Origin of the sequence: Yoonia sp., assembly GCF_017854565.1 — a bacterium.
Taxonomy (GTDB): domain Bacteria; phylum Pseudomonadota; class Alphaproteobacteria; order Rhodobacterales; family Rhodobacteraceae; genus Yoonia.
Map to the genome: position 1 here is coordinate 1 of NZ_JAFMHJ010000050.1, position 18725 is coordinate 18725.

Here is an 18725-nt window from a genome sequence, read left to right on the forward strand (position 1 = left end):
AATCTATTCTCTTCAACAACATAGAAAGATGGGCGTAATGAAGCAAAGTTGTAGAACTCAATCCAGTTATCAATGATCCGTTTTGCTTGGAACCCGTCGTGCCATTCGTGCAGATAGACGACCTCCTGTTTTCGGTGATCGCCACAAACGCTCGATGAAGGTGTTGTCGAGATAGCGACCGCGTCCATCCATGGAGATTGGGATATTGGCGTCGGTCAGGGTGGTGATCCAGGCCGCGCCCGTGAACTGGAAAGCGCGATCTGGCACAGATGGTCGGCCGGCGAAGCGCAAAGCTTTACCGGCCGAACCAGTGTCAAACCTTCACGTGACCCTTGGCCAACGCATGATAGATGATGCCTCCAATGACCGCACCAATCACCCAGTTGAAGCCGGACAATATTGCGAAAAACGGAATCCAGACGGTTGCGACAGAGAAGACCGCCGCGACACCGAACGCTTTGACTGCGGCGCTGTTCCAGCCATTGTCATAGTGATAGATGCCGCCCTCCATATTGTAGAGATCGGCTTTGTTCAGCTGCTCCTTACGGTGGGCATAGTAGTCGACGATCATGATGCCGAAGATCGGTGCGAGCACCGCGCCGAGCGTGTTCACAAATCCACTGATCCCGGCCTGACTGATAAAGCTGACCCACAAGCCACCGATCACCAAGGCAAACAGTGATGTGATCAAGCCCGCCTTGCGAAAGCTGATATTTTCCGGTGACAAGTTGGCAATGCCGTTGACCGCTGGGATAAAGTTGGCAACCAGGTTGATCCCGACCGTTGCGGCGAAAAAGGTAATTGCCCCGATAACCCCCAGAAGCACGCTGTCGGTACGTTCGATGATCTCGGTCGGGTTGATGATTGCTTCGCCATAGACCACTGCTGCACCGCCGGTCGTCAGAAGCGCCAGTGCCGAGAACAAAATCATGTTGAATGGCAGACCGGCCAGGTTGCCCAATTTCATCGTCCGCTTGTCCTTGGCATAGCGCGAGAAGTCGCTGAAGTTTATCATGACAGCCGCGAAATAGGCGATCATTGTGCCAACGATGGCAATGAACCCTTTGAACTCGGTCCAAGCCGTGCCTTCTGGATTGGCAAAGATCGTCGCCGTCGCCGAAAGAAGCTGGCCGTCAGCGCGCTGCCAAAGCACAACCAGCAGGCCGATCATGACCAGATACACAAAGGGGCCGGCAATGTTCAGGAACGTCTCGACCCAATTCATGCCACGCCAGAAAATAACGATGTGAAATCCCCAGACAATGATGAAGGAAATCCAGTCGATACCTGAAAGGCCGAGGATTTCCGCTCCTCCGCTGGCACCTGTAATCGAACGGATCAGCAGGGCGACCGCCGTCGAGGCAAAATAGACCTGAACGCCGTACCAAAACACCGCCACGATCGCGCGAAGAATAGCAGGGAGCTTTGCTCCTTGGGTTCCAAGGCTCGCGCGGGCGAAGACAGGGTAGGGGATGCCATATTTTTCACCTGCGGCACCAGACAGGTTGACCATCCACATGACAAAAAATGCTGCAGTGATCAAAGCAGCGAATGCGGTCCATCCACCGACGCCGAACGAAATGAACAGCGACGCCACAAGAGAATACCCAAAGAGCGACTGTATATCGTTTGCCCAGATGTTGAAGATGGCGAACCATCCCCAGGTTTTTTCATCGGCACCGGCTGGATTGAGTATGTTTCCCTCCGGGTCCATCGTTCCGCCATGCGCGACGTGCGTGTCATCAATTGAAGCCATTTCTTCCTCCCTGTATCCGCAAATCGCGGTAGAATTTCGGTTTTGTGCAGATTTCTGCGCAAATCGAACTTGCAGCTAACATGTTAGTAGCTATTTTAGGTGACATACTAATAAATATGTCAGTAAGCACCTTACGGATTCAATTGAAAATGTCGGTGCGGGGTGAATGAATGAGCGAGCAGACTGAAGGCACGCTATCAGCAGATAAAGCGCAACGCGCACTTTGGGCTGCGCTTCGAACGGGAAAGCTTCGAGACGGCCAGTTCCTTTCGATGACGCAACTGGTCGACATTCTTGATTGCCCGATTGCGGCTATTCGCGAGGCTGTGAGACAGGCCAGCGCACTTGGTTTGGTGTCCACATTGCCGAAACGCGGTGTCAAGGTTATGGAGGCGCGCCCCGAAACCATTCTGGACTGCCTTGATTTTCGGATGGTGTTGGACATGGAAGGCGCACGACGGCGGATCGCTGGCGGTGAATTCTCGGAATTGAAGTCCCTGCGGGCGCAGCACGATGAGATGTTACACACGGCGCGAAATGGGGCGGGAAATGACCTTCCGCCAAAGGCCATTGAGGTTGATTTGGCATTGCACAACTATCTGGTCGCGGGTCTGGCCAATCTTCAGTTGGCGTCCGCCTATGACGCCAACCGGATACGCATTGCAATCATCCAGAATGCGCGCCCGTTTGTTCAAGACCGGATCGTATCTGCAATGCAAGAGCATCTTTCAATCATTGATGCCCTCGAACGCCGTGACATCGGTGCCGCTGAGCACGCAATCCGATATCATTGCCAACAGACCCAGCGTTGGTGGGGCGTTGCCTGACATCCGTATCTTATTCGCCTCTCGATCTCGGAGGGCAGATCGACTGTGGAACGATCCGCCCAAACCTGACGGGGTAATTGGTAAAGCAGATTTTTTTAAATGAACCGGCGAAAGCCTACTTTGTCCCCGCACTGCCGTCATCCGCGCATGAAAAATGCGGCAAGATGCACGAACGGCAGGCATGCGAAAGCTGCGGCGCGGCGTGGCACCTGTGGGCCATCCACGGCGAACATCCTTACGGCGCTGTGATTGGCGGCGGTTTGCGACGCTTGCCTGACACTGCATTTCCCGCAATCGCCACAAGCAGTACGGCCCCGCCGGCCAGCGTGTTCAGGCTGGCCGTTTCACCAATGAAAAGCCAGACCCAAAGCGGGCCAAGCAGGACCTCGGCCAGCGATAGCAAGGCAAGCTCGGCAGCAGGGAGGCTACGCGACCCCAAGGTGTAGAGGATCAGTCCTGCACCGATCTGGAAAACCCCCATGCCCATGGATATCGTGCCATCTTGCAAGCTGAGAACGACGGACTGCCCCGTGAATTGGCATATCCCAAATGTGACGACGATGGCGAACAGACCGGACAGGAACACCGATGGGAGCATTTCGCCCGTCCGGCCCCACCGTAAGGCAACGGTGAAGACAGCGAAGCCAAATGCCGACCCAAGCGCGGCAAGGCTGCCTTTCAGGACGATGCTGCCGGACTTATCGGCGACCATGATGGCGATCCCGCAGATGGCAACGGCAATCGCCACCCAGGTTGCGGCGCGCACGCGTTCCCGCAGGATGATCCAGCCCAAGACCGCAGTCATGAACGGCGCTGTTGCAAAAAGCAGCATGGCATTCGCGACAGAGGTGTTCTGGATCGCGTAGATCCCGCCGGAATAGGCTGCAACCAGTGAAAGTCCGGCAACAACTGAAGGAAGGCCGGCGCGACGGATCTGCACAAAGGGGCTTTCGCCCGACCGCACCCGAATGACCACGTAAAGAAACAGCGACATGCTGATTGATCTGTACAGCAGGATTTGCCAGACGACAGCGTCTTCGATCATGCGAATGCCAAGGCCGACGGTCGACCATAGAACCCCCGCAGCAAAAACGAAAAGCACACCGTACTTGTGGGCGTCCGTTGTGAAAGTGGGAGGAGCTAAAGATGTCATATCGGGCCATTTCAAGAAGTCTCTCCGTGCAAGTTAACTTCCCGACCCGCGTTTTGATCTCTCATATGCGACATTTGCGCGGTTCATTGAACCCGATCGTGCCGCACCGAGATTGCGGCACGAGACGCGAACGGCAGCCATGCGAAAGCGGCGTCGCAGCGTGGAGGGAGCCGGCGACAGGGCGGCAAGGGCCGTGAGCGCGGCAAATCCTTGGCTGAGAGATGGTTATCCCCGCGTCGCGCGGAACGGCAGGCGTTACGCCGCAGGTCCGGTCCTGCCCTTCGGACGCGGCCATGCGGACACCTTTAGCCGGGGGCTTTTTTATCTCCTTTCACAAAGCCATCAGACGCTTTAGGCATCACTAACTTCGCTATTCCGGGGCACACCATGGCGCAAAAATCCACGATCTATAAAGTTGAAATTTCCGTTTCCGATATGGATCGTCACTATTATGAGACCCATAAGCTGACCGTTGCCAAACATCCCTCGGAGACGGATGAACGGTTAATGGTGCGTGTTCTCGCTTTTGCGCTGAATGCCCATGAGCAATTGGAAATGACGCGGGGCCTTTCAACGGACGACGAGCCGGACATCTGGCAGAAAAGCCTGAGCGGCGAGCTTGAGTTGTGGGTGGCGTTGGGGCTTCCCAGCGAGAAGGTTGTGCGTCAATCCTGTGGCAAAGCCGATGATGTGATCATCTATTCCTACGGCGGCAGGACGGCTGACATCTGGTGGGAGAAGATCAAAAACAGCACCACCCGGTTTGACAACCTTCAGGTCATGAATTTTTCCGAAGAGGACACCCGCGCACTGGGAAACCTCGCAAGTCGCGCGATGAAGCTACAGGTCAATATTCAGGACGGCGATGTGATGGTCAGTGTTGATGAGCACATCATTTACGTGACCCCGGTCAAATGGAAAAATGCGGATTATTGATCGTCGACTGTCTGACAATGCATATTAGAAAACGGTGTGTTGCGGAGAGCCTTTTGGGTGGTGATCGGTCACTGCTCCCGGTCGGGGATCAACGCCGTCGTTCGTGCATGATTGATCTTTGTCAAATAGCGTCTAGGGCTTGGTCGTAGCATTCAATTTTCGAATTGGAGGATTGAATATGACCATTCATAGTGGCCCGGTTCCCGGCATAGCGACTGCGCTTCTTCTGAGCATGACCATGAGTGCGGTGGCACAGGGTATCCCGGAAAATGCCAAGGCAGGCGAAGCCGAGTTTAGTAACTCCTGCGCGTCGTGTCATGGCGGCGATGGAAAAGGTGCCGGTTTCCTGACGCGCCTGTTCCAAGGGGTCGACCCCGGCGACCTGACCCAGCTTGCCAAAAATAATGGCGGCCAGCTTCCATCCGAGAGGGTATCCGATGTGATTGATGGGCGTGCCGAAGTGGCCGCACATGGTGATCGCAAGATGCCCGTTTGGGGGGACCGATATTGGGAAACGGCGATGTCGGAATACGGGCCGGATGAATTCAACGAACAGCGGGCGCAAAACCGAGTGCGTGAACTGGTTGTCTATCTGGAGGCCATTCAGGAATAGGTCGACCAACGATGTCCGGGTTTCGGTCCCGCATGGTGCGTTGGATCATTTTGCCACCTCTTTGGTTTCGGACGCTGCCATTGCCGAGCGCCCTCAGGCGTCGCAATCGGGCACATAACAGTTTTGTGTGCGGTCCCACCGATGCGGTATGTCGATAGAGTGTGCCGCTTGCGTGTTGGGGTCAACGCCATGGTGCAGCAGCACCGTGTCGCATTCGACCCGGTGTACGGTTTTGCCAATGTCGAAAGTGACGGTTTGCGCCCGCTGATCGCCTTCGATCGCGATGCCCGTGGCGCCGACATGGCGGGGGATGCCCGCACGGCGCAGTTTCCACAGCATCCGGAGCCCTTTGAGCAGGTACGGCCAACCCCGCAAGGCCCCCCAAATGGCGCATTGATTGTGTCAGGTCTCGCTTTGTTTGCATTTCAACAAGCGCAAGCGGTGGCACCCCTGCGGGGACCATTTGCGTTCCAATAAGATACAAGAGCGGACGCGAGCCGACCAAGGCAGTGCCCTGGCAGACGATCCCCGACTGCTTCAGCAGGATTTGCGCGGCTCCCGCAGTCATGAAGCCGGGCATGGTCCATCCGGGCAGTGGCATGGGCCGTTCCAATGCTCCGGTTGCCAACAGGATACGCTTGGCAACAGCAAGTGCGCCGGTGCCATTCCGTGTGAAAGCCACGCGGGTGCCGTCCTCGATCTGCCACACCACCGCGCCTTTGAGATGCGTGATGTTATTGTGATGCAAGCCCTTGGCAAGGATCAGGTCGTGGCTGTAGTCTGTGCCAAGTATATCGCTCCGGACAGGGCTGGCACGGTCGACATTGCGGTAGATTTGCCCCCGCCGCAGGCTGTTCGTCAAGTATAAGCACGCTGAGCCCCAGTTCGGCGGCGCGACGGGCGGCAGACATTCCGGCAGGTCCGGCACCGATGATGATCAGATCGACGTTATACATCACAGCCTCCACCAGCGGGCGCCATGTTTATGTGCATGCCCTCTGTGACCTGCAACATGCAGGCCTGCACGGTCATGCCGTCAATCTGGACCAGACAATCATAGCAAGCACCCATCATGCAAAACGGCCCGTGGGGTGCGCCGGACACAGGCGTGTATCGAAACGGCATGACCCCAGCGACCAGTAAGACCCCGGCAAGGTTTTCGCCGCATGGCAGCATCAAGGCTTCCCCGTCAAACCGGACCGACACATGATCACTTTGGGGGTCAATTTTTCGAAAGGGTGAATCGGTCTTCACTGAAAGCCTACAGATTTGGTGCGCTGTCTGTTGCTTCCAGCCAGTCAGGCAGGAACCGGGCATGTGCTGCGGCAAGCGTCACCCCACTGTGGCAGGTCACAATTTAAGCGCCTGATATATCGGTTCTTTCTTGGTACATCGGCAATCCATCGGGTGACGTAATGCGCAACGCGCCCCAACTGCGCACGAGTTGTGCTTTTTCGAGATCAGGAAAAGCGGCAATGGCGTCGGCAGCAAGCCCGGAAAGGCCCGGCTGCGTGATGCCGTTATCCAGCCCGACTTGTTTGTTGGTTGCGCCAATTTGAATCCCACCTTCGTCCCTCTGGCGCGCGATAAGTGAAGGGCGATTGATGAGTTTCGGCAATTTCTCGGTGATCATGACCTGCCCGCGCTGCGACCTGATCGGGGCCTTGAAACCCAACATGGGGCCAAGTGACATTGCCCCAAGTCCGGCGGACAGAACGAGTTTGCGCGCGCGCACCTCGGTGCCGTCGGCACAGGAAATGCGAAACAGATCGGGTTTGTCCACATGGATCACCTGCTTGCCATTAAGGACTTTGCCACCCAATCGGCGCACGTCATCGGCAAGTGCGCGCAAGAGTTTCAGCGGGTTCGCATGGCCGTCCTGATGGTGTAGGATCGCACCCACGACCTTGGGGCCAATCGTCGGTTCTTCGCAGCGCAGCGCATTGTGGCCCAGCACTTCGAACGGGTAATCACCGCCTAGTTTTTCTTTCAGGATTTTGTATTTCGCGACCGTCGCCGCGAGGGTTTCTTCCGAAAATTGCAGATTATAGCTGCCGTTTTGCTCAAGCCCCAGATCATACCCTGTCGCATTACCAAGTTCTGCCGCGAAGCCTGCCGATGCAGCAGCGACTTGATCAAGGATCGCCTGACCCCACTCGGAACCGACATCTTCCAGAACCTGTGGCCAGACTTCGGCACGCACCTTCGCGGACATGGCGGCCAGATCTTCGCGGTTAAGCACCGCCAAGCTTTCGTCTGAGATGATCATGTACCAGACTTCGAAATGGGTGTTGGCGGGGATGTAGGTTTTGGTCACATCGCGGAATGAGGCATAGTATCCTTCAGCCCCTGAGCCGATGACACCGTCAACAACACCTGTTTGCACGGCAGTGAAGGCTTCTGAGAACGGGATCGGAGACGGGATGTAACCCAGTGCCTCGCCTGTCAGCTGAAAGGATTTGATGCCGGGTAAGCGCACTTTGATGCCATTCGGCGCGGTGCTTGCCGGAGTGGGGTTTTCCACGTTCAGGGCAATGCCCCCGAAATATACCGGAAAGGCAGCGAGAATTGTGATGTCTTGCTCGGCATAAAGCCCGGTCATGACGTCACGCACCACCCCGTCAGGACCATAGACCGCGCGCGCTTGCGCCCATGTTTCTGCCATATACGGGAAGGAAGAGGTTTGCATACGAAGGTCAACGGAAGCAGCAGCAGGCTGTGTTGCCATGTCCAGTGCGCCAACGCTGATGCGTTCTTGCACGGCTGTTTAGTCGCCAAGCGCCGATGCCGGGAACAATTCGATTTCAACGTCGCCACCGGTCGCCGTGGCAACGTCGGCGGCAAAGGCACGCAGCTCGACGTCGACGGTGGCGTCTTGGGCGCGCACGAAATGCCGGTGATCCAGCTATCACAGTCGCCAGCGCCGTGGCCATGAGTCGGTTTTTCATTTGTAGGTCTCCTTGTTGATTGTCTTGTTTTTTCGGGATTGGCGCAGTCGCCGAACAGACGCGGTAAACAGAGCGGCAGATCAGGCCAGAACGACGTGAGAAATACGACAGGGACATAGCCTGTCACGGTGAGGAACATCGCAGGCGGGGTGACCCGCCCATCGCCGTGTTCACACCCATGATCACCGGATAGGGCTGACCCCGATCGCGTTCATCAGGGGCAGCAACGACGGGGCAATTAGAATGATCGCGGTCACATCGGTGTCATGATCCCGCCATAGATACCGCCCGAAATGATCACCGGCATCAAGAGCGCGTGAAAGGCATGGATTCCGCGTTTCGCGACCTCGGACGACAGCGCGCTGAACGTCGGTTTATCGTCAAGGATCAGGTTGAACTTGCGGCTCATCCACAGGTTCATCACACAGAAGCTGAACATGATTAGTGTCACGGAAGGCGGTCTCAGCAAGCCCAAGCATGGATCAGTTGGCAATCAGTGTCGTCGCATATTCGCGTGGATAGCCACGTTTTTCCATTTCGGGGATCAGGATCGGGCCCATCGCCGCGATGCCGCTCTCTGCCATGTTAGTGCCCGCCAGCACAAACAGGTGAATTGCCAGCAGGATCAGGTTTCCAAGCTGCTGGACCTCCCCAAACAGTAGGGAAGCGGGACGCCAAGGGTCAGGGTTATGACCAGAATTGCGATGGCAAGAAGCGCGATCTCGATCATGCCACTGTTCCATTCCTCAACGTCAGGATGTGCTGGATGAGATGCCAGACAGTGTAGACCATCATCAGCGTCACACCCACAAGCAGTGCCACATCAGAATAGATGGTCGGGATGTAAAGCGTCGGGTTTTCCGCCAGACGCGCCAGACATATTGGTTGTATTCCCAAGCCAAACGCAAAATCCACAGGCCGACAATCAGGCTGATAACCTCGCCTGCGATGGTCAGAATTGTGGTGGGCACGCTTGGATGAGATGAAGATTTCCAGCACGTTGGCGTGGGTATGCGTGTTTTCACGGGACGCTTTTATCGCACCGAAGATGTTGAGCCATATGGTCGGATACAGCATCGTTTCCTCAAGACCCATCACCGGAATCTGAAGCACGTAGCGCGTGATTGCCCTTCCCGAAACCGACCCGCTTGCAGACAATGATGTTCTGACGCCCACCAATTTGAGGGACTATCCGATGGCAATGCTTTTCGGTGATCATCCGGTCACAATCGCGACCCAAGAGGCCTTTGCCCGTTGTGAGACCACGCTCAATAGGCGGTTTGTTCTCAGGACATTCTTGCCGTCGCTTCAACTTGTGGGTGCTGGCCTGTGCGGTGCAGTCTTTGACCGGATTACTGCTGCCACCAGTCCGGCGCCGGGGGGCGTTGGCAAGACTTTGCCCGACCGCGTCGCCATCGGCGGCGGTGATCAAATGGCCCGGGTCGGCGTGGCAGTTGGAAAAAAGATCAGCCCCGATGTGAACTGTGCCGCTGGCGCAACTGCCCCGGCACGGCCCTGGCCTGATGTGTCTGGCCCTTGCCATCATCCGCAAGGACCGCCCGATGCGCGGCAAAACGCATGGCCCCATCAACACGGATCACCATGGCACACATGCGCGATCCAGAAGGGTGCTTGCCATCTGGCAGGAACCGCAGCCTTGGGGGCAAGTCGCCTTACTGGGCGCGGATGTAGCGTTCGATCAGCAAGCGGACAAAACCTTGGTTTTCACCGGCCTGTCTGACGCCGATGATGTAGGTGCCGCCTTGGACGCGGCCGATGACCATGCTGTCGAGCGCGCCTGCATAGTCATCATTCTCGCCAATTTTGCGGCCCAGATCGTCATAGACCACAAGCCATGGGTCGCTGTTGCCCGCCGCAATCGCCTCGACTAGGACAAGGCTGCTGTCGGCGATATCGACGGTGTACCAGGTCACCGCGCCGGTGGCCTGCACGTCTTCGCGCAGGCGCGATGCAAGTGTTCCAAGGTTGGTGAACGCGATGCTGCCGTCCAGCGGTGGCGCGGCTTCACCACGGGCGTAGAGGCCGAGCAATGCCACCTCTGGGTCGTATTGGGTCAGGCTGACGGTGATGGGCAGCGTGGTGTCGTTCAGCGCCGCAATCCCAACGCAGTAGGTGCCGGGTGCCAGTGTTTCAGTGACATCAAGCCGCGCATTCAGGCCGTCAAAGTCATCATTTTCGCTGATATAGGTGCTGTTGGCGTCGTAAAGTGTCAATACGGGGTCGGCGGTTTCATTTTCGGCGGTGATGCTGACTGACATCGGGGTATCGAGTGTGAAGCTCCAATACGGGGTTTCATCGGCAGAGCTGGCGACGGTGTCGCCGATCGTGCCCATCGGGACCGCGGTTTCGCAACTGCCGGACGCTGCGTCACCTTCACCGCTGCCGGTGCTGATACCGTCAGTCAGGGGGGCCTGTTCGGTCCGACCGATGCGCACGAAGGCTGTCATCGGGCCGCCGTCGTAGCTGCGCAGGGCCATGCAGTAGGTGCCCGCCTCGAGGTAGGTTTCCGCGCGCGATGCAGCGTCGCCGCCTGAATCATCGTCGGATATGATCGCGGTGCCGCTATTGTCGAGCAGATCAATGATCGGGTCACCTGCGCCACGGCCCGCTGCCTCGATGCGGACGTCGGTGGCTTGGCTGAGTGAGAAGAGCGCGACGTATTCGTTACCGCCCAGAACCAGCGCCATTTGTTCGAGATAGTTTTCCGCGGTTGCGATGTCGGACGATGCTTCGTCGCCGCCGATCCACTGGCCTTTGCTGCCGGTGCCGCCGCAAAGCCCCTCTTGGGCAAAGGCCGGTGCGGCGAGGCCCAGCAAGGCGATGGCAAGTGCGGCTGATTGGGTTGGTTTGAATGTCATGGGAATTGCCCCTTTGTGGTGCGTTAAATAACGTTAGTGGCAGCCTAGTCGCATTTTCGGGGGTGTGGCCAGCAAGAAGATGACGGGGTCTGGATTTCCCGACTGGCGATGGTGCTTTCAAACGCACCTTGCGGTTTGACGTCTGTTGAAATCGTAAACGAAAAAGGGGTGCGCCAATGGCAGGTGCATTCAGCATGGCGGTGCAGCGAGTGCGCAGTAAGCAGTAAACAGGCCGGAGCGGGGGTAAGACAAGGGTGGTCCGTACCGTTGGATTGCAGACGCCGATACAGTGGGTGTCGTTCGCGACACGCAAAAATTAGTTTGTTCACAACGCCGGGCGTGCAACTGTCGTCGGATGCAAATCCGCTTCGGATTGCAAAGGGGAAATATGATATGTCTTATTCATCTATATCGCTCTGGGATGTGACGGATTGGAGCGATTCCATGGAGTCGCTGGCACGGGAAAAATTTGTACCCATGATCATATCTGCGGGTGCAGACAGGGTTCAAATGATTCGGACAGGGGATCGGAGCTTTTGCGTCGTCACTGAATACGCAGACGCTCAGGCGGCGGAAAAGGCGCAGGAACGGATAGCTGAAATTCGTACCGGAGCTGCCGAAGATCTGCCGATGACGATGGCCAGCGTGTCCGCTGGCGTTGTCTTTGCGAATGGTTGAGCACCCCAGTTTTTGAAAAATTGCGGCCGTGCGTTTGAGAATTCGCGTTGCATCGTTTCGGAAAATGAACTGCAAACAGCTGGACCATTTTCGCGTGGGATGTTCCCGTTTCGGGCAGACGTCGGCGGCATTTGTCGTCGATCGGCGGTTTCGGCGACCGATTTGGGGGGCGGGTTGCACTGCTCCCGCCTCCTCCTTGGGTATTTCACCAGCTGTTGTAGCCCAGATATTTGCCCGACATCTCGATTTTCACGCGGTCGCCCTTGGGGTTTTCAACCCGCGTGACGGACATGTCAAAATCAATCGCCGACATAATCCCATCGCCAAACTTTTCTTGAATAAGCGCTTTGAGCGTTGGGCCGTAGACGCCAACGATTTCATAAAGGCGATAGATGCAAGGGTCGGTCGGCACCGCTTGTGTCCAAATTTTGGTCGGGCTCTCGCTCAGCGCCAATTCCGCCTCTTGGGGAAGGCCCATGACGCTGACCATCAGCTTGGCCTTGTCTGGCGGGAATGCGTTCATGCCCATTGCCGCGGAATGGGTCCAGACCGGCGACATGCCAATTTTGTAGGCAATTTGTTCCCATGTCAGCCCCGCCTGCTTTTTGGCCGACAGGATCATCGCGGTTGCATCTTCTTTGGTCATCATCTCGGTCATGGTCAGGTCTTTCATTGGTTGCTCCTCCGGTCGTTAGCTGTTCACGGCCCGCAAGGCAGGTTGTCTGCCTTCGGGATCATCCGCGCCGTCGGTCTTGTCGATCCGCACGGTTTGTGGACGGTTTGGGTGGGATTTGTCCGATTGCGCCCCGGCCATCGCCTTTGATCGCGTGCCAAGGAAGTGCACCAAATGGTTGCGGATCGCGTAGTAATTCGGATGTTCGATGATTTCGGTCCGGTTGCGTGGACGCGGTATCGTGATTTCGACAGATTCCGCCACGCGCGCAAACGGGCCATTCGTCATCAGTAAGATGCGGTCCGCCAGCAGGATCGCCTCGTCGATGTCATGGGTGATCATGAAAACCGTCTGTTCCGTGCCGCCCCAGATCTTCAGCAACTCGTCCTGAATGGTGCCGCGCGTCAATGCGTCCAACGCGCCAAATGGTTCATCGAGAAGCAGCAATTTGGGATGGTTCGCAAACGCCCGCGCAATCGACACACGTTGGCGCATGCCGCCCGATAGCTGGCTGGGTTTACGGTGGATGACGTCGCCCTCGAGGCCAACCATCGCAAGGTATTTTGTCGAATGTTCAATGACTTGGGATTTGGTCCATTCGGGGTGCCGCGCGGCCACGCCAAAGGTGACGTTCTTGAGCGTCGACAGCCATGGCAGTAGGGAATAGTTTTGAAAGACGACCCCACGGTCAAGGCTGGGGCCCTTTACTTCGGTGCCATCCATCACCACCGCGCCGCTGGTTGGTTCTGCCAGCCCGGCAAGGATGTTCATGATCGTGGACTTGCCGCAGCCAGAGTGGCCGAGGATCACGACAAACTCGCCTTTTTCAACGCCGAATGTGGCGTTTTCAAAAACCGTCAATGCACCCCCGTTTCCATCCGGAAACTGTTGGGTCATGTTTTCAATGCTCAGATAAGGTTTCATATTATGTCCTATTCGACGTAGGCGACCCGGCGCTGCAAGAAGCCGAACATGGCGTCCAACAGCATGCCGACGATGCCAATCATGAGGATTGAAAAGATCACAGACGTCAGATCAAGGTTGTTCCACTCGTTCCAGACGTAATAGCCAATACCCGTCCCCCCAACGAGCATCTCCGCCGCGACGATCACCAGCCATGCGATGCCGATGGAAATCCGCATGCCCGTCACGATTGTCGGGGCTGCGGCGGGCAGGATCACCGTAAACGCGGTTTTCAGCGGGTTCAGTTCATGGGTGCGCGCCACGTTGACCCAGTCACTGCGCACGCCCGCCACACCGAAGGCCGTGTTGATCAGCATCGGCCAGATCGAGCAGATGAAGATCACGAAAATCGCGCTGGCTTCGCTGTCTTGAATGATAAACAGCGCCAGCGGCATCCATGCAAGCGGCGAGATGGGGCGTAGAACCTGAATGAACGGGTTCAGCGCCTTATAGGCAATCGGTGACATCCCGATCAGGAACCCCAGCGGGATCGCGACAAGCGCAGCCAACAGATACCCCGCCAAGACCCGGTAGATCGAATATCCGATCTGGATGCCGATCCCCTTATCGTTGGGGCCGGCGTCATAGAACGGATTGCTAAGTTCCTGCCATGCTTTGGCGAACACCTGACTGGGCGGCGGCACCCCCGCTTTGGGGGAACCACTACCGGTCAGGCGTTCATATTCGGTCAACTCGGTCGCCAGCTTTTGCGCCGGGATCGCGGCCTCCCATATCAAAAGGCCAAAGGCCAGAAGCAGGATCGACAAAAGCGCCGCGCGCATGTTCAGCGATAAGGTTGGCATGCCTTAGCCCTTCTTGATCGCGAAGCTGTCGATATAGGCTTCGGGCTGGGATGAATCGAATGACTTGCCCATGATCATGTGTGATTTGTAGGTCACGTCCGGTGCCGCATAGCCGAGGTCTTCCATCACCTTTTTGCAGTCGGCGGCCAGATACACCTGTTCGGCGACACCTTTGTAATCCACATCACCCTCGATATAGCCCCAACGCTTCATCTGGGTCAGGATCCATACACCCATGGAATGCCATGGGAACGGGTCAAAATCGATCCGGTCGGGGACGCGCTGCACATTGCCCAACCCGTCAGCGTAGGTGCCTGTCAGGACCTGCTCAATCACCTCGACGGGCTGGTTAAGATAGTTGGTCGGCGCAATCGCCGCCGAGATTTCTTTGCGGTTCTCAGGGTTTGACGCATATTGTGTCGCGTCGATGATCGACTTGAGAAGCGCGCCATAGGTGTTGGGCAATTCCGTCGCAAACGACAGCGGTGCAGCAAAGGCGCAGCAGGGGTGACCTTCCCAGATGTCTTTCGTCAGCATATGGATAAAGCCGATCCCCTCCCAAACGGCGCGCTGATTGAACGGATCGGGCGACAGGTAGCCGTCAAGGTTACCGGCGCGCAGGTTTGCGACCATCTCGGGCGGTGGTACAACGCGGATCTGGATATCGACATCGGGGTCCAGACCAAATTCGGCCACATAGTAGCGCAGCAGGAAATTGTGCATCGAATATTCGAACGGCACGCCGAATGTCATGCCCTTCCACTGGGTCGGATCGCGCTTGTCCAGATGCTCGTTCGACAACACGATGGCCTGACCATTGATGTTCTCGACCGCAGGCATGATGTAGGGTTCCGCGACCGACCCAGCGCCCAGCGTCATCGCCAGCGGCATCGGCGTCAACATGTGCGACGCATCATATTCCCCAGCCAGCGATTTATCCCGCGCGACCGCCCAACCGGCAGTTTTGATCACTTGCGCGTTCAACCCGTAGCGTTCGTAAAATCCCAGCGGCTCCGCCATGATGATTGGCGTGGCACAGGTGATCGGCACAAAGCCGATGTTCAGATTGGTTTTTTCCGGTGTTCCCAGATTGTCCAGGATTGCGGCCTTTGCCGCGTTCATCGGAAATACAGAGGCCAGTGCGGCAGCCATGGTGGACCCGCCCATCATCCCCATGAACGACCGGCGGCCCACTTCGCTTTGACCAAAGACCGACCGGACGATCGCGCTTTCGACGGCGCGTTCCAGCATCGCGTCGGATGTGGAAAGGTCCGGCTCCGCCTCGCGGTGGACCGCCGCGCTGACGCAACTGCCGCAGCCACATTCAGCGCCGTGGCGCAGGTCGGTTTTTGATGAAAACGGGTTTCCAAGGCTTTTGACTGTCATCTCAACTACTCCAAAGGTGAATTGATTTCATGTTGGCGTAGGGAAGGGGCCAAGGAAAAGGGTGCGTCTGGAAAATTTTGTATCCGTAATTTTAACGTTAAAACAATAAGTTGAGCGCATATTGCAACTGCAGAAAAATACGAAATATCGTAATTTACGAAATTTCGTATTGCAGCAGGGAATTGATCGGGCTTCAATCGCGCCATGACCCTTGATGCCGCACAACGCGATTCCTTGCTGGCGGGCGCCTTTGGTGCCACGCTGGTGCTGAACCTTGCCACGGATCGCCTGATGGCGGCCACGCCCGCCGCGCATCGTTTGCTTGAACATGATGACCTGATCGGTGCCCGCTTTGCGCGTTTCATACGCGATGACCTGCCGCAGATGATGGTTTTCGTCGATGAAGTCGCCCATCGCGGCGGAGCATGGACGCGGCGCATTGGCCTGACTACTGCCAAGGGCACGCAGGTGGCGTGTGAAGTGAACGGCCGGGTGATCCGGCGCGACGATACGGACGTGCTGCTGTTGCACATCACGGACCTTGCCGAGCTTGATCGGCGCGCCGAGGTGACACGCGCCGCATCGCTGTATGGCGCCGGTATATTGGAATGGCAGCGGGCACAGTCGTTCTTTTCAGAGCTGGAACAGCAAAACCAACTGATCCTGAATGCCGCAGGAGAGGGCATTTATGGGGTGAACGCGGATGGCAAGACCACGTTTGTCAATCGTGCCGCCCAGGAAATGCTGGGCTGGACGACCGAAGACCTGCTGGGGCGAGATATCCATTCGATGATCCATCACCACCATCTGGACGGTGACGCGTACCCATCGCACGAATGCCCGATCTACCAGTCGTTCCGCTATGAACAGGTGAACCGGATCGAGGATGAGGTGTTTTGGCGCAAGGACGGTAAACCGATCCGGGTCGAATATGTCTCGACTCCGATTTACGAAGGCATGGTGTTGGCCGGGGCTGTGGTGATCTTTCGTGACATCACCGAACGCTGGGAAAACGAACATAAACTGCGCGATGCGATGGCCGAAGTGGCTGCCCTGCGCGACCGTCTGGAACAGGAAAACGCCTATCTGCAAGAGGCGATCAGCATCGCACGCGCGCACCATGATATCATCGGCCATTCGCCCGCGATCCGGCAACTGATTACCCAGATCGAACTGGTGTCGCGCACCAATGCCAATGTGCTGATCACCGGAGAAAGCGGGACCGGCAAGGCGTTGATCGCGTCGGCGATTCACGCCGACAGTGACCGTCGGCGCAGGCCGCTGATCCAGATCAAATGCGGGTCGGTCACGCCTGACATGATGGAAAGCGAACTGTTTGGCCATATGCGCGGGGCCTTTACGGGGGCGCTGCGGGACAAGCCCGGCAAGCTGGAACTGGCCCATGGCGGCACGATCTTTATTGATGAGGTCGCGGATATTCCGTTGGAACAGCAGGGGCAGTTGCTGGATGTGCTGCAAAGCCGGACGGTGACGCGTCTGGGCGACAACCGTGGGCGGACCGTGGATTTGCGGGTTATTGCCGCGACCAGCCGCAATCTGGAACGCGAGGTGCAGGCCGGGCGGGTGCGGCAGGATCTGGTGTTATATCTGAATGTATTTCCGATCCATTGCACGCCGCTGCGCGAACGCCCCGATGACATCCCGCCGCTGACCGCGCATTTTCTGGACCTTGCGTGCAAACGGCTTAGCCGCAAGGCACCAGTCATCACCGAAGGCACAATGCGCAAATTGCAGCACTACGACTGGCCGGGAAACGTACGTGAATTGGCAAATGTGATTGAGCGTGGCGCGATCGTTTCGCAGGGGGGGAAGCTGCTGGTCGATATCCACAATGCCGCAGCGCCCGCCGTCCGCAGCAGCACGACATTGCTAAGCGAGGCCGACATCGAGCAGATCAGGGTCGCCAACACCATCGCGTGCCTGCGTGAGGCGCGCGGCAAAGTCGCAGGAAAGGACGGTGCGGCGGCACTGCTGGGAATCCGCCCAACGACACTTTATTCACGCATGCATAAGCTGGGGCTATCGGCCGAGGATTGGTAAACCGACGGTGCAAAAAATTCCGCGCCGATGGCCTGCGGGGCCGGGTTGATCGCTGTCACATATCGGCGGACTTGCCCAAATCCTTGATACCATCAAGCAAGATTTCAGCGCATTTATCGTAATCGGTCTGCCCATCCATTTTGCGTGGAATATCGTTGATCGGCCAGATTTTCACCGGTGCGAACTTTGCCCCAAGCGCGTCAGAGCAGGCCTTGCGCGCCAGCTCTGTCACCTGCGGCTGATTGCAGCCCGGTTCAAACACCACGAAGGCGATCAAATCTTGCGACCCCTCTTTGGGGCTTTCAAATGCTGCGGCCCGGGCAATGCCATCGACCGATCTCATGATGCCTTCCAGCATGCCCGCGCTCAGTTTGACACCGTCAAAGTTGATCAGGGTCTTGTCTTTGCGGCGTAGAATTTCCAGTGCCCCGGCCGCGTCCCAACGGGCGATATCGCCGGGGTAAAAATATCCCTCGGTCAGCGCATCCACCGCGCCGCCATCCGGCAGCACATAGTGATCGGCACAGTAACCATTGCGCACGCGGACCTCGCCGGTTTCACCCACAGCGCAAAGCGCCCCGAGGTCAGTCACGATTTCAACAAGACTGTCGCGCATTGCACCGATCCGCTGCAATGCGCCGTCATCGCCCAATGTCACATGGTTCGAGAACGACTTGCTTGTCTCGGTCGCGCCGTAGGTGTCATCGACCAGTGCAAAGCGGCCAAGAAGCCGACGCGCTTCGCTCTCGCTTAGCGTGGCGCCGCTAACTTCCAATACTGCGATCTTGGCGGTGTTGCCCGGTTCGCATTGCAGTTTTTTCGCTTGCGTGACCGACCCAGTCACCCGGTTCACGCCAGCGCGTGCCCAAAACGCCCAATCGCCCCGGTCAACGATGGCCGCACCATTCAAAAGCGCACCCAACGCGCGCGCAAAAAATGGGCGGCAATTGTAGGGAAACAACGATGCAACGCGCGTGATATCGGGCAAAAATTCTGAGAACGGCAATGCAAAAGTGAGCCACGGAAGTGGTGAGATTGTCTTGCTGCGG

21 protein-coding genes are annotated in these 18725 nt (G+C 57.2%); 5 read left to right on the forward strand and 16 right to left on the reverse strand.

Annotation, left to right across the window (positions count from 1 at the left end):
* Positions 1-188, reverse strand: a 188-nt coding sequence (locus QZ196_RS15025; RefSeq protein ID WP_296427901.1) for a hypothetical protein, incomplete at its 3' end; no start/stop codon positions are given.
* A 125-nt stretch (positions 189-313) separates the two neighbouring features.
* Positions 314-1756, reverse strand: coding sequence for an NCS1 family nucleobase:cation symporter-1 (locus QZ196_RS15030; protein WP_296427867.1), 1443 nt, complete (start codon positions 1754-1756; stop codon positions 314-316).
* Between the two features lie 170 nt (positions 1757-1926).
* Here QZ196_RS15030 and QZ196_RS15035 point away from each other — a divergent pair, with 170 nt between their 5' ends.
* Entirely contained in the window at positions 1927-2583 is a 657-nt protein-coding gene (locus QZ196_RS15035; RefSeq protein ID WP_296427869.1) for a GntR family transcriptional regulator, read from the forward strand.
* 235 nt (positions 2584-2818) lie between these two features.
* Here QZ196_RS15035 and QZ196_RS15040 read toward each other — a convergent pair whose 3' ends face one another.
* Entirely contained in the window at positions 2819-3736 is a 918-nt protein-coding gene (locus QZ196_RS15040; protein WP_296427871.1) for an EamA family transporter, read from the reverse strand.
* A gap of 387 nt (positions 3737-4123) precedes the next feature.
* Here QZ196_RS15040 and QZ196_RS15045 point away from each other — a divergent pair, with 387 nt between their 5' ends.
* Both QZ196_RS15045 and QZ196_RS15050 read left to right on the forward strand, forming a co-directional pair.
* Positions 4124-4672, forward strand: a complete 549-nt coding sequence (locus QZ196_RS15045; RefSeq protein ID WP_296427873.1) for a YaeQ family protein — start codon at positions 4124-4126, stop codon at positions 4670-4672.
* 178 nt (positions 4673-4850) lie between these two features.
* Entirely contained in the window at positions 4851-5285 is a 435-nt protein-coding gene (locus QZ196_RS15050; RefSeq protein WP_296427875.1) for a c-type cytochrome, read from the forward strand.
* Between the two features lie 93 nt (positions 5286-5378).
* Here the strand turns inward: QZ196_RS15050 and QZ196_RS15055 are convergent, their stop codons facing one another.
* The 8 genes from QZ196_RS15055 to QZ196_RS15090 all read right to left on the reverse strand — a co-directional run bounded on the left by QZ196_RS15055 (position 5379) and on the right by QZ196_RS15090 (position 11112).
* The gene (locus QZ196_RS15055) at positions 5379-5624 is read right to left on the reverse strand and encodes a hypothetical protein (RefSeq protein WP_296427876.1); all 246 of its coding nucleotides are present in this window, start codon (positions 5622-5624) and stop codon (positions 5379-5381) included.
* Between the two features lie 395 nt (positions 5625-6019).
* Entirely contained in the window at positions 6020-6241 is a 222-nt protein-coding gene (locus QZ196_RS15060) for an FAD-dependent oxidoreductase (protein ID WP_366510986.1), read from the reverse strand.
* Complete coding sequence (locus tag QZ196_RS15065) at positions 6234-6602, reverse strand: (2Fe-2S)-binding protein (RefSeq protein ID WP_296427878.1); 369 nt, start codon at positions 6600-6602, stop codon at positions 6234-6236. The genes QZ196_RS15060 and QZ196_RS15065 overlap by 8 nt, the downstream gene beginning before the upstream one ends.
* 40 nt (positions 6603-6642) lie before the next feature.
* Positions 6643-7950, reverse strand: coding sequence for an FAD-dependent oxidoreductase (locus QZ196_RS15070; protein ID WP_296427880.1), 1308 nt, complete (start codon positions 7948-7950; stop codon positions 6643-6645).
* 536 nt (positions 7951-8486) lie between these two features.
* Complete coding sequence (locus QZ196_RS15075) at positions 8487-8672, reverse strand: hypothetical protein (RefSeq protein WP_296427882.1); 186 nt, start codon at positions 8670-8672, stop codon at positions 8487-8489.
* A 43-nt stretch (positions 8673-8715) separates the two neighbouring features.
* Positions 8716-8817 (reverse strand): TRAP transporter large permease subunit, encoded by a 102-nt coding sequence (locus tag QZ196_RS15080; RefSeq protein ID WP_296427884.1) that lies wholly within the window; start codon positions 8815-8817, stop codon positions 8716-8718.
* Positions 8818-8959: 142 nt separating this feature from the next.
* Positions 8960-9409, reverse strand: a complete 450-nt coding sequence (locus QZ196_RS15085) for a TRAP transporter small permease (protein WP_296427886.1) — start codon at positions 9407-9409, stop codon at positions 8960-8962.
* 497 nt (positions 9410-9906) lie between these two features.
* On the reverse strand, positions 9907-11112 hold the full coding sequence (locus QZ196_RS15090) for a DVUA0089 family protein (protein WP_296427888.1): 1206 nt from the start codon (positions 11110-11112) through the stop codon (positions 9907-9909).
* 393 nt (positions 11113-11505) lie between these two features.
* On the opposite strand from QZ196_RS15090, the gene QZ196_RS15095 reads away from it, so the two are divergent.
* A complete protein-coding gene (locus QZ196_RS15095; protein ID WP_296427889.1) occupies positions 11506-11790 on the forward strand; it encodes a hypothetical protein in 285 nt (94 codons plus the stop codon).
* Between the two features lie 205 nt (positions 11791-11995).
* On the opposite strand, the gene cynS is transcribed toward QZ196_RS15095, so the two are convergent.
* The 4 genes from cynS to QZ196_RS15115 are packed head-to-tail and all read right to left on the reverse strand — an operon-like array spanning position 11996 to position 15615.
* On the reverse strand, positions 11996-12463 hold the full coding sequence (cynS, locus tag QZ196_RS15100; protein ID WP_296427890.1) for a cyanase: 468 nt from the start codon (positions 12461-12463) through the stop codon (positions 11996-11998).
* An 18-nt stretch (positions 12464-12481) separates the two neighbouring features.
* A complete protein-coding gene (locus QZ196_RS15105; protein WP_296427891.1) occupies positions 12482-13387 on the reverse strand; it encodes an ABC transporter ATP-binding protein in 906 nt (301 codons plus the stop codon).
* 8 nt (positions 13388-13395) lie between these two features.
* Positions 13396-14229, reverse strand: a complete 834-nt coding sequence (gene ntrB, locus QZ196_RS15110; protein WP_296427893.1) for a nitrate ABC transporter permease — start codon at positions 14227-14229, stop codon at positions 13396-13398.
* Positions 14230-14232: 3 nt separating this feature from the next.
* Positions 14233-15615 carry a CmpA/NrtA family ABC transporter substrate-binding protein gene (locus tag QZ196_RS15115; protein WP_296427895.1) on the reverse strand — a complete coding sequence of 461 codons (1383 nt, stop codon included), beginning with the start codon at positions 15613-15615 and terminating at the stop codon, positions 14233-14235.
* Positions 15616-15819: 204 nt separating this feature from the next.
* Here QZ196_RS15115 and QZ196_RS15120 point away from each other — a divergent pair, with 204 nt between their 5' ends.
* Entirely contained in the window at positions 15820-17676 is a 1857-nt protein-coding gene (locus QZ196_RS15120) for a sigma 54-interacting transcriptional regulator (RefSeq protein WP_296427897.1), read from the forward strand.
* Between the two features lie 55 nt (positions 17677-17731).
* Here QZ196_RS15120 and QZ196_RS15125 read toward each other — a convergent pair.
* Positions 17732-18725 (reverse strand): AMP-binding protein (locus QZ196_RS15125; protein ID WP_296427898.1); only part of this gene is annotated, 994 nt, incomplete at its 5' end.

Bases quoted from the DNA above. Each gene is read 5' to 3' on its own strand.
- QZ196_RS15030 (WP_296427867.1), bottom strand. From the start codon at position 1,756: ATGGCTTCAATTGATGACACGCACGTCGCGCATGGCGGAACGATGGAC.
- QZ196_RS15035 (WP_296427869.1), top strand. From the start codon at position 1,927: ATGAGCGAGCAGACTGAAGGCACGCTATCAGCAGATAAAGCGCAACGC.
- QZ196_RS15040 (WP_296427871.1), bottom strand. From the start codon at position 3,736: ATGACATCTTTAGCTCCTCCCACTTTCACAACGGACGCCCACAAGTAC.
- QZ196_RS15045 (WP_296427873.1), top strand. From the start codon at position 4,124: ATGGCGCAAAAATCCACGATCTATAAAGTTGAAATTTCCGTTTCCGAT.
- QZ196_RS15050 (WP_296427875.1), top strand. From the start codon at position 4,851: ATGACCATTCATAGTGGCCCGGTTCCCGGCATAGCGACTGCGCTTCTT.
- QZ196_RS15055 (WP_296427876.1), bottom strand. From the start codon at position 5,624: ATGCTGTGGAAACTGCGCCGTGCGGGCATCCCCCGCCATGTCGGCGCC.
- QZ196_RS15060 (WP_366510986.1), bottom strand. From the start codon at position 6,241: ATGTATAACGTCGATCTGATCATCATCGGTGCCGGACCTGCCGGAATG.
- QZ196_RS15065 (WP_296427878.1), bottom strand. From the start codon at position 6,602: ATGCCCGGTTCCTGCCTGACTGGCTGGAAGCAACAGACAGCGCACCAA.
- QZ196_RS15070 (WP_296427880.1), bottom strand. From the start codon at position 7,950: ATGGCAGAAACATGGGCGCAAGCGCGCGCGGTCTATGGTCCTGACGGG.
- QZ196_RS15075 (WP_296427882.1), bottom strand. From the start codon at position 8,672: ATGTTCAGCTTCTGTGTGATGAACCTGTGGATGAGCCGCAAGTTCAAC.
- QZ196_RS15080 (WP_296427884.1), bottom strand. From the start codon at position 8,817: ATGGCAGAGAGCGGCATCGCGGCGATGGGCCCGATCCTGATCCCCGAA.
- QZ196_RS15090 (WP_296427888.1), bottom strand. From the start codon at position 11,112: ATGACATTCAAACCAACCCAATCAGCCGCACTTGCCATCGCCTTGCTG.
- QZ196_RS15095 (WP_296427889.1), top strand. From the start codon at position 11,506: ATGTCTTATTCATCTATATCGCTCTGGGATGTGACGGATTGGAGCGAT.
- cynS (WP_296427890.1), bottom strand. From the start codon at position 12,463: ATGAAAGACCTGACCATGACCGAGATGATGACCAAAGAAGATGCAACC.
- QZ196_RS15105 (WP_296427891.1), bottom strand. From the start codon at position 13,387: ATGAAACCTTATCTGAGCATTGAAAACATGACCCAACAGTTTCCGGAT.
- ntrB (WP_296427893.1), bottom strand. From the start codon at position 14,229: ATGCCAACCTTATCGCTGAACATGCGCGCGGCGCTTTTGTCGATCCTG.
- QZ196_RS15115 (WP_296427895.1), bottom strand. From the start codon at position 15,615: ATGACAGTCAAAAGCCTTGGAAACCCGTTTTCATCAAAAACCGACCTG.
- QZ196_RS15120 (WP_296427897.1), top strand. From the start codon at position 15,820: ATGACCCTTGATGCCGCACAACGCGATTCCTTGCTGGCGGGCGCCTTT.